The sequence below is a fragment of the Clavibacter sp. VKM Ac-2872 genome, from assembly GCF_015351105.1.
In the GTDB taxonomy this organism is placed as follows: Bacteria; Actinomycetota; Actinomycetes; order Actinomycetales; family Microbacteriaceae; genus Clavibacter.
Genome location: NZ_JADKRR010000004.1, coordinates 128,528 through 142,181 on the forward strand (window position 1 = coordinate 128,528; position 13,654 = coordinate 142,181).

The 13,654-nt window shown below is 74.1% G+C and carries 11 protein-coding genes; 2 read left to right on the plus strand and 9 right to left on the minus strand.

What is annotated here, in order from left to right; genetic code table 11:
* The first annotated feature begins 58 nt into the window (after positions 1–58).
* A complete protein-coding gene (locus ITJ40_RS15305) occupies positions 59–556 on the plus strand; it encodes an HNH endonuclease (RefSeq protein ID WP_053775155.1) in 498 nt (165 codons plus the stop codon).
* A 33-nt stretch (positions 557–589) separates the two neighbouring features.
* The gene (locus ITJ40_RS15310) at positions 590–2,656 is read left to right on the plus strand and encodes a prolyl oligopeptidase family protein (RefSeq protein ID WP_194667884.1); all 2,067 of its coding nucleotides are present in this window, start codon (positions 590–592) and stop codon (positions 2,654–2,656) included.
* 42 nt (positions 2,657–2,698) lie between these two features.
* Here the strand turns inward: ITJ40_RS15310 and ITJ40_RS17485 are convergent, their stop codons facing one another.
* The 9 genes from ITJ40_RS17485 to ITJ40_RS15355 all read right to left on the minus strand — a co-directional run bounded on the left by ITJ40_RS17485 (position 2,699) and on the right by ITJ40_RS15355 (position 13,601).
* Positions 2,699–3,463, minus strand: a complete 765-nt coding sequence (locus ITJ40_RS17485; RefSeq protein ID WP_194667885.1) for a bacterial transcriptional activator domain-containing protein — start codon at positions 3,461–3,463, stop codon at positions 2,699–2,701.
* 239 nt (positions 3,464–3,702) lie between these two features.
* The gene (locus tag ITJ40_RS15320) at positions 3,703–4,956 is read right to left on the minus strand and encodes a hypothetical protein (protein ID WP_194667886.1); all 1,254 of its coding nucleotides are present in this window, start codon (positions 4,954–4,956) and stop codon (positions 3,703–3,705) included.
* A gap of 220 nt (positions 4,957–5,176) precedes the next feature.
* Positions 5,177–5,527: an Lsr2 family protein gene (locus ITJ40_RS15325; protein WP_012039150.1), complete on the minus strand. Its 351-nt coding sequence runs from the start codon at positions 5,525–5,527 to the stop codon at positions 5,177–5,179.
* 361 nt (positions 5,528–5,888) lie between these two features.
* Positions 5,889–6,671, minus strand: a complete 783-nt coding sequence (locus ITJ40_RS15330) for an L-threonylcarbamoyladenylate synthase (RefSeq protein ID WP_194667887.1) — start codon at positions 6,669–6,671, stop codon at positions 5,889–5,891.
* Positions 6,672–6,889: 218 nt separating this feature from the next.
* Positions 6,890–8,443: a helix-turn-helix domain-containing protein gene (locus ITJ40_RS15335; protein WP_194667888.1), complete on the minus strand. Its 1,554-nt coding sequence runs from the start codon at positions 8,441–8,443 to the stop codon at positions 6,890–6,892.
* On the minus strand, positions 8,440–9,534 hold the full coding sequence (locus ITJ40_RS15340; protein ID WP_370532069.1) for a DUF917 domain-containing protein: 1,095 nt from the start codon (positions 9,532–9,534) through the stop codon (positions 8,440–8,442). The genes ITJ40_RS15335 and ITJ40_RS15340 overlap by 4 nt, the downstream gene beginning before the upstream one ends.
* Before the next feature lie 23 nt (positions 9,535–9,557).
* Positions 9,558–10,685, minus strand: a complete 1,128-nt coding sequence (locus ITJ40_RS15345; RefSeq protein WP_194667890.1) for a DUF917 domain-containing protein — start codon at positions 10,683–10,685, stop codon at positions 9,558–9,560.
* On the minus strand, positions 10,678–12,237 hold the full coding sequence (locus ITJ40_RS15350; protein ID WP_194667891.1) for a hydantoinase/oxoprolinase N-terminal domain-containing protein: 1,560 nt from the start codon (positions 12,235–12,237) through the stop codon (positions 10,678–10,680). The genes ITJ40_RS15345 and ITJ40_RS15350 overlap by 8 nt, the downstream gene beginning before the upstream one ends.
* Positions 12,234–13,601, minus strand: a complete 1,368-nt coding sequence (locus tag ITJ40_RS15355; RefSeq protein ID WP_194667892.1) for a cytosine permease — start codon at positions 13,599–13,601, stop codon at positions 12,234–12,236. The genes ITJ40_RS15350 and ITJ40_RS15355 overlap by 4 nt, the downstream gene beginning before the upstream one ends.
* Positions 13,602–13,654 lie beyond the last annotated feature (53 nt).

Consider the following 13,654-nt stretch of genomic DNA (forward strand, 5'->3'; position numbering starts at 1 on the left):
GGCGGGACGCCTCATTCGGATTCCTGGAAGCCGTCCAGGCCGGTCTGAGAGGGATGTCGTGCGCACACTGGTACTCAACGCGGGCTTCGAGCCGCTCGCCGTCGTGTCGTTCAAGCGGGCCCTGGTGCTCGTGCTGAGCGGCAAGGCCACCATGCTCGCCCAGGACGAGGAGCACCCGATCCTCGGCAGCGGCGGGGCCTGGGGCCGCCCGTCCGTGATCCTGCTCACCCGGTACGTGCGGATCCCGCACGCGCGCCGCGTGCCCGTCTCGCGGCGCGGGGTGCTGCGGCGCGACGGTGGCCGATGCGCGTACTGCGCTCGGAACGCGACCACCATCGACCACGTCCTCCCGCGCTCGCGCGGTGGCAAGGACACGTGGGAGAACCTGGTGGCCTGCTGCCTGTCGTGCAACAACCGCAAGAGCGACCGCACGCCCGAGGAGATGGGCTGGACGCTCCGGACGTCGCCGCGGGCCCCGCAGGGCAGCGGCTGGGTGGTCAGCGGCATGGAGCGCCCCGCACCCGGGTGGGATGAGTTCCTGGCGCCGGCGGCCTGATCGAGGCGGTCCCGGCCTCCGTAGGCTGAGGGGATGACCGCCGACGCTCGCGCCTCCTCGACCCCTGACGACCCCTTCCTCTGGCTGGAGGAGATCCACGGCGACCGGGCCCTCGCCTGGGTGCGCGCGGAGAACGAGCGGACGCTCGCCCGGTCGCCGGAGCGGGCGCGCGCGCAGCTCACGGGCGAGCTCCTCGAGGTGCTGGAATCCGACGAGCGGATCCCGTTCGTGACCCGGCACGGGGAGCACCTCTACAACCTCTGGCGCGACGCGGACCACGTGCAGGGCCTCTGGCGGCGCACCACGCTCGACGAGTACCAGGCGCCGGCGCCCGAGTGGGAGGTCCTGCTCGACCTGGACGCGCTGGGCGCGGCCGAGGGGATCGCGTGGCAGTTCTCGCGGGCGCAGCTGCTGTCGCCGACGCGCGATCGGGCGCTCGTGTCGCTCTCTCCCGATGGCGGCGACGCGGTCGCGGTCCGCGAGCTCGATCTCGCGACCGGGCTCTTCGTCGAGGGCGGGTTCGAGGTGCCGGTCGGGAAGACGATGGTGTCGTGGATCGACCGGGACACGGTCTTCGTCGGCACCGACTTCGGGCCGGGCAGCCTCACCGAGAGCTCCTACGCCCGCACCGCGCGCCGCTGGAGCCGCGGGCAGGCCCTGGTCGATGCGCCGGAGGTCCACGCGGTCCGGGCCACGGACATGCTCGTCCACGTGACCCACGACCCCACGCCCGGCTTCGAGCGGGACGTGGTGCGCGAGGTGCCGGACTTCTTCACGTCGCGCACGCTGCTGCTCACGGACGCGGGGACGGTGCCGATCGACGTGGCCGAGGACGTGGACGTCGACCTGCACCGCGAGTGGCTCGTACTGCGTCCGCGCACCGACACGGAGATCGGCGGTGTCGTGCACGCGGCCGGTTCACTGCTGGCGGCGCGCCTCGACGACTTCCTCGCCGGATCGCGCGAGCTGGCCGTGCTGTTCGCGCCGACCTCGTCGCGGAGCCTCGAGGACTGGGCCTGGACAGCGGGGCACCTCGTGCTGACGCTGCTCGAGGACGTCGCGAGCCGGATCCGCGTCCTCACGCCGCCGACGACGGACGGCTCCGGCGGCTGGCGCGAGGAGGACGTGCGCGTGGGGACGCCGCTGGCGTCCGTCTCCGTCGTCGCGACGGACCGGGAGACCGACGAGTACTGGCTCGCCGCCACCGGGTTCCTCACGCCGCCGACGCTGCTGCACGGTGTGGTGGGGGAGGGCGCGCCTCGGCCGGTCAAGGAGCAGCCCGCGTCCTTCGACGCCGCGGGGCTCGAGGTGCAGCAGCACTTCGCCGTGTCGGACGACGGGACGCGCGTGCCCTACTTCCAGGTGGGGCCGCGCGACCTGCCGCTCGACGGATCCGCGCCCACGCTGCTCTCGGGCTACGGCGGCTTCGAGAACAGCCGCCTGCCGTCGTACAGCGGCGTGGTGGGGCGCGGCTGGCTGGCGCGCGGCGGCGTCTACGTGCTGGCGAACATCCGGGGCGGCGGCGAGTACGGGCCGGCCTGGCACCGCGCCGCCCTGCGGGAGAACCGGCATCGCGCGTACGAGGACTTCGCCGCCGTCGCGCGCGACCTCGTGACCCGCGGCGTGACCGTCCCGGCGCGCCTCGGCTGCGAGGGGAGGAGCAACGGCGGGCTGCTCGTCGGCAACATGCTGACGACCTACCCGGAGCTGTTCGGCGCCGTGATCTGCGGGGTGCCGCTGCTGGACATGCGGCGCTACACGCGGCTGTCGGCGGGGGCCTCGTGGGTCGCCGAGTACGGGGACCCGGACGTGCCGTCCGACTGGGACTTCATCCGGACCTTCTCGCCGTACCACAACGTGCGCGCCGGGATCGCGTATCCGCCGACGCTGGTCTACGCGGCGACGAGCGACGATCGCGTCGGCCCCGTGCAGGCGCGGAAGATGGTCGCGCTGCTGCACGAGACCGGGGTCGAGGACGCCTGGTACTTCGAGAACACGGCCGGAGGCCATGGCGGATCGGCGGACAACCCGGCGACGGCACGGCTGCAGTCGCTCATCCACGCGTTCCTCTGGGAGCGGCTCGGGGGTGCGGCGCGCTGACCGGGGGCGCGTAGGCCGCGCTGGCGGGCAGCCGGCCCCGGATCAGGCCTCGCGGCGGACCGCGGCGCGCGGGCGCAGGTCGGACACGAGGCCGGTCAGCATCGGCGTCGGCTCCAGGCCCACCTGGCGCTCGAGGCGCGTGCGGTAGATCTCGAATGCGCGCACGGCGTCGGACCGGTTGCCGGCCGCCACGTGCACCGCGATCAGGCAGCGCTGCGCGGTCTCGCGGAGCGGGTCCACGTCGATGGCACGGCGGGCCGCCGCGGCCGCCTCGTGCAGGCGGGATCGGGTCATGAGCGCCTGGGACTGGGCTTCGAGCGCGTTGACGCGCAGGTGCCGCCACTCCTCCGCCGCGGGCTCCAGCCAGGCGTCGAACCAGTCCGGCAGGAGATCCGCGCTGAAGAGGGCCACCACGGCCGGCGAGATGTCCGCGTCGTCCGGCTCCTCCTCCCGCGGTTCGAGCAGGCGGGCCGCCGTCGCACGGGCCGTCCGGAGGTCGACGGCGACCGCGTCGTGCAGCATCAGACCGCCGGGCGCGGAGCCGACGATCTCGCGCCCGCCGTCGCCGAGGCGCGCGATGGCGGATCGGAGGCTCGACGCGGCACGGCCGTCGACGGCGTCGGGCCACAGCTGGCTGGCGAGGGTGCCGCGGTCGGCGGGGCGGGCGCGGATCGCGAGCGCGGCGATGAGCCTCCTGGTGCCGTCGGAGAGGGCGGCTCCCGTCGTATCCGGGTCGAGCGAGGGCGAGGCGGGACCGGCGCCGAGGCCCGCGACGCGGAAGCCGCCGAGCACGTCGACGCGGATCACCATGGCCTCCCCGCGGGGATCGCGCGGCGGGCGCGGGCGCGGGCGCCAGGGCGGACAGGCGAATCGCGCGTCGACCGGAGGGATCCGCCGTGGACTCGCTCATGCATCCGGCACCTCCATGGCGGCCACCGTATCCGCTCGCGGGCGAAAGCCCACCATGGAAGTGCTTTTGGGGCTACGCGCGACGCATCGCCCGACGACGGGTCGTCGGGCGATGCGTCAGGTCATCCGCGGGGCGGCTACCGCTGGGCGGACCGGCGTCGCGCGTTCCATCCCAGCCCGAGGGCACCGAGGACGAGGGCGGCCAGGCCCCAGCCGACGGTGGGTGTCGGGTCGTAGCCCGTCACCGGCAGCGATCCGCCGGGGGTGGTGCCCCCGGGGATGATCGGGGTGGCGGTGGTGCTCGTCGGGGTGGGCGTGCCGACGCTCGGCGTGGGCGTGCCCACGGTCGGGGTCGGCGTGCCGACGGTGGGCGTGGGCGTGGGCGCCGTCGCCGTGGGGGTGGGCGCCGTGGCGGTGGGCGTGGGGGCGGTCGGGGTCGGGGTCGGCGCGGTGGCCGTCGGCGTCGGCGCGGTGGGCGTCGGCGTGGGCGCGGTGGGCGTCGGGGTCGGCGCGGTGGGCGTCGGCGTCGGGGCCGTGGGCGTGGGGGTCGGCGCCGTCGGCGTGGGCGTCGGGGCGGTGGGCGTGGCCGTGGGCGTGGGCTCGGCCGTGGGGGTCGCGGTGGCCGTGGCCGTCGGGGTCGGCGTCGGCGTCGCGACCGCGGTGACGAAGTTGCTGATGTTCGTGCTGCAGGTGACCGTCGCGCCGCCGCCGTTGCCGGAGCCGTTGCACTGGTTCACCTGGACGAGGAGAGCGGAGGTGACCGTGGACGTCGGCACGGTGCAGGTCACGCGACCCGCGGCGCCGCCGCCGTTGCCGGAGCCGTTGCACTGGGTGACGTCGGCGCCCGTGGTGCTGGGGACCGGGTTGCAGGCCGTTCCGCCCGCTGCGCCGTCCGTGGCGGATCCGACGCACTGGTTGACGGTCGCGGGCGACGTGGTGCTGTCGCCGACGAGGTTGTTCGTGATGTCCACGTTGCAGATGACATTGCTGCCGCCGCCGTTCGCGACGCCGTTGCACTGCTCGACCGCGGTGATGATGATCCCGTCGCGCTGCGACACCGTGGTGGTGCAGAGGGGAGCCGCTCCCGCGGCGCCGGCGCACACGCGCGTGGTGACCGTCGAGGATCCGGTCTGCGTCGCGACGTTCAATTCGTTGACGACCGTCACGTCGCATTCGACCTGGTCGCCGCCGCCGTTGGGGGTGTCGTTGCACTGGGCCGTGGTCGTCGGGGAGACGGCGGCGGATGCGCTCTGGATCTGGCCGGTCACGCCGACGACGGCCACCAGCGCGATGAGCGCGGCACCCGCTGACGCGAGGAATCTCCCGCGGAGGGGGCGGCGCGGACGGCGGGTGGGAATGTCGTTCCCGGGTGATGCGAGGTGATTCGGCACGGTGCTCCTTCTTCCCGGCAAGCGTGCTCGCGCCCCCGCGACGTGCCCGCGACGCAGACGTGACGCGCGCGTGACACCCGGCGCGCCGCGCGTACCAGCCCCCGGTACTCCGGGGGCTGCGTAATTCATTACGGACCGCCCGCGGACGACGAAGAGGGCCGATCCGCTGGCGGATCGGCCCTCTTCTTTCGTGCTGCGCGCGATGCGCGCGTCGTTGCGCCTACTTGTTGGCGCGGTACTCCTCGAGCAGGTCGGCGGAGATGCGGCCGCGCTCGGAGACCTTGTGGCCGTGCTCGCGCAGCCACTCGCGGGCGGCGCCGAGGTCCTCCTTGGGCGCGCTGGAGGACGAGCGGCGGGAGCCGGCCGAACGGCCGGTGGTGGCGCGGCCGACGCGGCGCGCGCGGTCGACGTACGTGTCGAGCGCCTCACGGAGCTTCGCGGCGTTGGCGTCGCTCAGATCGATCTCGTAATTCACGCCGTCGAGCGCGAACGGGACGGTCTCGCCCTTTCCCTCTTCGATGACGACGCCGTCGATGTCGTCGACGAGCGTGGTGACAACCTTGCGAGCCACGTCTGTTCCTCTCATTGCAGATGGCGCATCAGATGATGCGGCGAGAACCACGATACCCGTTGACCGCAGGAAATCCGACATCGTTCGTGAATCGGCGACGCAATTGTCCGACAATCCACGGGAACGCGGTCTCCGATACGTCGCCGCGCCGTCGTCGCGCGCATTCCGACCCGTCGACGCGCGCTCGGCTACGGCGTTTCCCGCACGTCGCGGTCGAGCGCGGTCGGCATATCCCGGGGGAATGCCGCACGTTCTCCTCGCCTGCCGAATTGTAGGGGCGTCCCACGAATGGCCGCGCGGGGACGCGGAAGGGCCCGCGGAGACGTGCTCCGCGGGCCCTCGGGGTGATGATCGGACGGGATCAGTAGTACTCGCCGTGACGGTAGTCCCACGACGGGAACGAGCGCGCGAGCGCCGACATGATGACGTCGACCGCGAGTCCGCGGCGGATGAGCGTGGGGTTCGGCGTGACCGACCGCTCGCCCTTCTGCTCGGGGATGAGCGCGCCGGATGCGTCGACCATGGAGACCATGACGCCCTGCTCGTGGCGGCTCGTCTCGTCGAGGCCCGGCTGGATGGAGGCGACGTAGTCGTCGGCGGCCACGATGGCGTCGGCCTGCTGCTCGATGCGCTCGCCGATGCCCTCGACGCGTCCGCGGTTGCCCTTGCCGGACGGGTTCGCGGAGCTCGCGAACGCCAGGCGGCCGCTCGCCCACAGGTGCTCGGCGAGCTGCTCGGCGGGACGGCCGAAGCGGATCACGAAGCAGCTGGTGCCGCGGCGGTCCATGGCGAGCTGCTGCGCCGTCTCGTCGGGGAGGAGGTGCTTCGCGTCCTCGCGCCAGGGGAGGATGCAGCCGAGCAGCACGTCGGCGTCCCAGTGCTCCTGGTAGAAGGCGAGGATCTCGTCGTTGAGGACGGCGAGCTGCGTGAGCTGCTCGATGCTCGTGCACAGCACCACGCCCGGCTTGTCGCGGTTGCGCTGCTTGGCGTCGAACTTGCGCTCGAGGCCGGCGCCGTCCGTCGTCATGAGGATGTAGCCGACCTTGGTGGCGGCGACGACGAGGCCTCCTGGCGCCTCGAGGGCCCGGGCCGCGCGCTCGTCGAGCGTGCCGTCCCAGGGGATCGTGCGGGTGGTGTCGGTCATGGGCGGGTGCCTCTCATGCGTGTCGGGATGGATCCACCGGGCGGCGCACCTGCGTCGGTCCGGGGCGCGCCTGACCGCGCGTGCGGCGGAAGAGCGGTGATGTCGACGGTAGGCGCGCGGGGTCGGCGAAGCGGGCGAGCGTCCACAGGATAGCGCGGACGCCGCCTCGGACGGGGCCGGGCGTCGGCAGCGGCTGCGCAGGGGCGCGCCGGCTGCGCCTAGGCCCCCGCCGCCAGCACCGTGCGGCAGGCGAGGTGCAGGGCGAGGCGCGTCTCGGCGTCCTGGAGGTCGACCTGGAGGATGCGCTGGACGCGCTGGATCCGCTCGGCCACGGTGTTGCGGTGCACCGCGAGGATCGAGGCGGTCTCCGCGACCGAGGACTCCGCGTCCAGGTAGGTGGCGAGCGTGGTGAGCAGGTCGCCCGTCGTCTGGTGGCGCAGCGGGGCCAGCAGCTCGAGGGCGGCGGGCTGGAAGGTGTCGGTCTGGGTCCAGGCGAGGAGGAGCTGGGCGAGGCCCAGCCGGTCGACGTGCAGGAAGCGGCCCGACTGCGGGCGGGAGGCGGCGAGGCGGGCGGCGTCGGCTGCCTCGGCGAGCGATCGCGCGATGCCCGCGGGGCCGTGGTGCACGCGGCCGACGCCGACATCGCTCGGCAGGTCGTCGTCCCAGCGCTGGTGGGCGCGGCGGACCGCGCGGGCCGCGTCGTTCGCGGCGGGGACGTCGGGCTCGAGCGCGAAGGAGATCCACGCGGCCCAGCCGTCGCCCTGCTCGACCACGCCGACGTCGAGGCCCTCCGCCGCGAGCGCCTCGATGAGCTCGTAGCGGCGGCCGACGTGGTCGGCGTCCTGGCGCGACACGACGCGTATCCCCATGTGCCAGCCCTCGACGCGCCACCCCAGCTCGAGCGCGCGGCGCAGGAGACCGGCCCCGGGGGAGTCGCCCGCCTCGAGGAGCTCGCCGAGGAGCGCGATGCGCCAGCGTGCCTCGCGCTCGTCGACCACCCGGCGGAGCGACAGGCGGTGCCCGACCGCGAGGGCGACGACGGGGAGCGCGGCGGTGACGGCGTCGACCTCGGCGGCGACGGATCCGGGCACCTCGACCGCGATCCAGCTCGGCGCCATGAGCCCCGAGTCGACGGGCGCGGTGACGAGCGCGCCGCGCTCGCCGACGGGACGGGCGTCGACGTGGCCGGGCAGGCCGGCGGCGATGGCGGCGTGCGCGGCGGGGGAGGGCACGGCGCCCTCCGGTGCGAGCGCGCGGCCGGAGGAGTCCACGAGGAGGACCGGGCGCCCGAGGACCGCGGCGGCCCCGCGCAGCGCGTCGGCGGGATCCGGGCCCGCGTCGGCCACCGCGGCGACGGCGTCGAGCGCGGCACGGCCGGCGGCGGCCCGCGCCTCGCCGAGGCGATCGTGCAGGGCGACGGAGGTCGCCCATGCGTCGTCGCAGGCCAGCACGACGATGCCGAGGCGGTCCGCGAGGAGCGTCGTCGCGGGATCCACCGTGACGGCCGCATCGAGCACGACGGCCGCGATGCCGCGGTCGGCGAGGCGTCGCAGCCGCGCGTCGAAGCGCCATGTGGTGCGCTCGGCGCGGTCGAGGACGACGAGGACGTCGGCCCCGGTCGTGCCGTCGCCGGTCGTCCCGTCGTCCGCGGGCGCGTCCATCCGCACGCCGCGCACGCCGGAGACCGCGGGATCCGCGGCGCCCGCCACCCGGCGCACGTCCGCGAGCGAGGCGTGGTCGAGCAGCGCGGAGAGGGGGATCGGCCGGATCACGCGGACGCACCGACGGCGTCGGATCCGACGTCGACCCGGCCGAACCCGAACGCCGCGGGCGAGACGGCGGCCAGGCGCTCGGGCGTCGCGGTCCACCAGGCGGGCGCGTCGAGGGACACGGCCACCACGCGCGTGCCCGGCCGCGCGTCGTCGACGAGGAGCACGCGGGCCCCGGCCACGGACGTGCCCGGGACGGCGATCACCGCGATGAGGTCGGGCGACGCGGCCACCGGCCGGCCGTCCACGAGCGCGAGCACGAACTCGTTCTCTGCTTCGAGCCGGATCACCGCGCCCGTCGACTCGTCGACCACGCTGACCGTCGTCACATCGAAGCGGCCGGGGCGGGGCGACGTGACCACATCCGCGATGCGGCCGTGCCCGAGGAGCGCGCCGCCGAGCGCCGCCGCCAGCCCGGCCGGGGTGCCGGCGCGGTCGGCGTCGCGGAGGGCGCGGCCGAGCCGGAGGGCGCGCTCGGCGGTGCCGGGGATCGCGGTCGCGCGGAGGTCGCCGGCGCGCTGCGGCGGCAGGGCGAGCGCCGCCCAGCCGGAGGAGTGAGCGATCACGAGCCGGAGCAGCGCCTCGACCTCGGCGGGCGTCATGCCGTCGAGCAGCATGGTGCGCCCTCCGGGCTCGGTGATGGCGCACGGCGAGATGTCGCGGCCGGAGACGACGAGGCTCGACTGGTCGATGCGGGGGAACGCGCGGCCGGTGAGGTCGGCGTCGAGGAGGGGGAGGCCGAGCGTCGAGGCGGCCGAGAGGGGCGCGAGCCCGTTGACGCCGGCCATCTCGAGCGCCATGAGGGCGGCGGGCGGCGTGCCGGTCCAGCGGGTGAGCGCCTCGACGGCCTCGGCGAGCTCCATGCCGGACGGCAGCTTCTCGCGCAGCACCGACGTGGATCCGATGTAGCCCACCGGCACCACGAGGTCGTCCGCGTCGAGGTCGTCGAGCCCGAGGCCGCGCACCGGGGCGTCCCGCAGCTGACGAGCGGTGGCGGCCGTGAGGATCCGCGGGTCGCCGCCTCCGCCCGAGCCGAGCAGGAGGAGTCCGGAGACGAGGTCGGGGAGGTCGTCGACTCCCAGATCGCGGCTCACGGGCGTCACGGTAGCACCCGGCCCTAGGCGCCAGGCGGCTCGGAGAAGGCGTCGACGGGCGAGCGGACGGGGTCGATGTCGTAGCCGAAGTAGCGGGGCCCCGCGAGCTCGATGCCGCCCGGGCTGTGCCACCGCTCGTCGGCCGGCGCGGAGACCACCCGCACCCGCTGGCCGAAGCGGAGCGTCTCCGTCGTGATCGGCTCGCCCGTCTCGCTGTCGAGCACCATGATGAGGTCCGGCGTCGAGGCGACCGGCACCCCGTCGATGGACGCGAGCAGCATCTCGTTCTGGAACCCGAGCACGATCTCGCGGTCGGCGTCGGCGCCCGTGCCCTGGATCCGGGCCTCGCCCCGCGCGAACCCCGCGACGGTGCGCCGCGCGACGTCCGTGACCTTGCCGCCCAGCAGGATCGCGCCGCCGAGCCGGGCGGCGACCGCCTCGACCGGGTCGACGAGCGCGTCGCGCGCCTCCTCCACGAGCGTGCCGAGCTCGTGGCAGAGCGACAGCGTGTGCGGCACGAACGACGCCTTCACCTGGGCGCCCGTCATGGCGTAGTTCGACATGATCATCGAGCTGCCCATCTGCACCGCCACCGGCCGCGTGAGGCGCTCGGCCCACGCGTTGTCGATGGTGTCGACGACGCCCGTGTTGCCCTTCTCGTCGGCGAAGGACATGGGGGTGGCGCGGATCCCGTCGATGGTCGGGATCACCATCTGGATCTCCGGGAACGCGCGCCCCATCCCGTCGCCGTCGACGATGGGCAGCCCCATGCGCGCGGCCGCGACCATCGGGATGGTGGAGTTCGCGCCGCCCACCTCGATGCACGCCACGTGCGTGGGCGTCACGCCGAGGTAGCGCGCGAGCGACAGGATCGCGCCCTGCAGCTGCTCGACCGTCGGCAGCTTCTCGACCATCACGGTGGGTGCGCCCATCATCGCGACGGGGATCACCACGGCGTCGTCCGGCAGGTCGAAGGGGTCGGCGAGGGGGATGGGGCCGAGCTCCTTGATCGCCTCGCCGGCGAGCAGGCGTCCGATGTAGGGGTCGCCGCCGCCGCCGGTGCCGAGGATGGCCGCGCCGCGCGCGATGGCGGGCAGGTGCTCCAGCCGGATCTCGGTGAGGCGGGTGCGGGGCACGGTCGTGTCAGGCATGCGCGGCCTTCCTGATGTCGAGGTCGCCGACGGCCTTGGCGCGGATGCGGATCGCGTTGCCGGGCAGGTACGGGATGGGGAGCTCGTCGAAGTCGACGATCTCCACGGTGGAGGGGGAGGCGCCCGCGGCGACCGCGCGCTCCACGGCCTCCTGCCTGGCGTCGTCGAGGGCCTGCTGGCGGGATCCCTCGCTCACGCTGTAGACGCGGTCGAGCTCGCCGGAGACCTGCGCGATGGCCGCGCCGACCGCGTTCGCGACGGCGAAGTTGTCGGGGCGATGCACGCGGCCGAGCCCCTCGAGCTCCTCGGGCAGCAGGATCGATCCGCCGCCGACGGCCACGACGGGCAGCGGCGCGGACGACGTGCGCATGCGCTCCACGACGTCGGCGACGCGCATCGCGATGGTGTCGAGCGCGCGGCGGACGAGCTGCGGCGAGAGGTGGGCCACGCACACCGGGTCGCCCACGTCGACCATGCCCGCCGCGACCGCGATGTCCGTGGTCGTGAGGGTGTCGCCGCCGAAGACGAGCGCGCGGCGCCCCAGCTCGTAGCCGACCGACTCGGGGCCGACCACGTCGCCGTCGCCGCGCACGAGGGATCCGCCGCCGATGCCGATGGAGAGCACGTCCGGCATGCGGAAGTTGGTGCGGACGCCGGCCACGCTGATCTCCGCGGTCGCCTCCCGCGGGAACCCGCCCGCGAGCACGCCCACGTCGCTCGTGGTGCCGCCGATGTCGACGACCGCGCACGTGCCGAGGCCGGAGAGGAGGGCCGCACCGCGCATCGAGTTGGTGGGGCCGGAGGCGAAGGTCGCGACCGGGTAGCGGCGCGCGAAATCCACGCCCATGAGCGTGCCGTCGTTCTGTGACAGATAGAGGGGAGCGGTGATCCCGTGCCCGCGGACCGCCCGCTCGAGCCCGCCGACGATCTGGTCGGCCAGCTCCCGCAGCGACGCGTTGATGATGGTCGCGTTCTCGCGCTCGAGCAGGCCGATGCGGCCGATCTCGTGCGAGAGCGAGATCGCGACGTCCGGCCCGAGCTCGGCCGCGAGCACCGCGGCCGCCTCCACCTCGAACTCGCTGTTCACGGGCGCGAACACGCTGGAGATCGCGACGGAGCGCAGCCCTCGGGCCGCGATGTCGGCCGCGTGCCGCTTCAGCTCGTCGTGGTCGAGCGGGGAGATGACCCGCCCGTCGAACTCGTGGCCGCCGTGCGCGAGGTACCCCGTGCCGCGCACCGCCGCCACGAGCTCCTCGGGCCAGTCGACGAACGGCGGGAGCGACGCGGTGGCGGGCAGCGCGAGCCGCACGGCCGCCGTGGGCGCGAGCCGCCTGGCCTCGACGAGCGCGTTGATGAAGTGGGTCGTGCCGATCATGACGCCGTCGATGCCGGCGGGGTCGAACGGGTGCTGCCGGTCGAGCTCCGCGAGCGCGCCGACGATGCCGCTGGTCACGTCCTCGGTGGTCGAGGACTTGATGCCGACGACCACGCGGTCGCCGTCCATGAGCACGGCGTCCGTGTTGGTGCCGCCGACGTCGATGCCGATCCTCATCGGGTCGCCACCTTCCCGGCGGTGGCCGCATCCGGCGCCGCGACGCCGGGGGCGGCCTGGTCGGCCGTCTCGGTGCGCACCTCGCCGACGCCGCGGATCAGCCCCGCCTTGCCGAGCACCGCGTAGAGCACGAACGCCGTGATGACGGCGTTGAGGCTGCCGAGGCCGAAGGTCGCGTAGTAGCCGACGAGCGCGGAGACCACCCAGATCACGAGGCTCACCGGCACCCAGCGCGGGGCGCTCGCCGGGAGCGTGCCGGCCTCGCGCGACGCGTCGAGCGCCGGCCGCCAGCTCTTGACGACGAAGTACTCGGCGATCATGATCCCGACGATCGGCGGGAAGGCCACGCCCAGCAGCGTCAGGAACGCGGTGAACTGCCCGAGGATCCCGGCGGCCGCGAGCACCGACCCGATCACGCCGACGACGACCGTCACGAGCGCCCGGTTCACCCGCCGCCCGAACACCGTGTCGATGAAGTTCACGACGCCGAGGCCCGACGAGTACAGGTTCCAGTCGTTGATCTTGATGGTGCCCAGCAGGATCACCAGCACGCCCACCCAGCCCACCGACGACAGGATGATCGCCGACACGTCGGCCGTGCGCACCGCGTGGGCGAGCAGCACGCCGGAGAGCCCCGTGAGGTACTCGCCGACCGTGATGCTCACGACCGTCTGCTTCACGACGTCGGCGGCCGACCGGTTGTAGCGGGTCTGGTCGGGCGAGATGAGCGCGCCGACGATGAAGCCGCCTGCCACGATCGAGGCGCCCGCGATGATCGACATCTGCGGACCGGGCGCCGGCTGCGTCACGAGCTCCGAGATGTCGTGCTTCTGCAGCTCGATCACCACGGCCCAGCCCACGAGCAGCAGGAAGAGGGGGACCGCGACGTTCGCGACCCACTGCATGCCGTGGAAGCCGAGCATCACGACGGCGGTGATGAGGAGGCCGAACGCGAGCGACCAGGCCCACACCGGGAGCCACGGCATGATCGAGTTGAGGCCGGACGCGGAGACCCCCGACTGGATCCCGAACCAGCCGATGAGGCTGACGCCGATGGCCAGGCCGATGAGCGCCGAGCCGTTGTGCCCGAAGCCCGTCCAGCGCGACAGGATCGAGGTGGTGAGGCCCTCACGCTGCCCGATGAGTCCCGTGAAGATGCAGACGACCTCGAGGATCACGGCGCCGATGGTGATGGCCCAGAAGGCATCCCAGAAGCTCATGCTGAAGCCGAGCGTGGCGGCGACGACGAAGGCGCTCAGCGCCGAGAGCTGGCCGACGCGCTGCGTGGCGATCTGGAACCAGTGGTAGCGCGCCTCCTGCGGGACCCGCGCGAGCGCGTAGTCGTCGGGTGCGGTGGATGCCATGGGGACTCCTCGGGTGTCACGACGGGTTGCCACAGCGTAGGGATCCGCCGCCG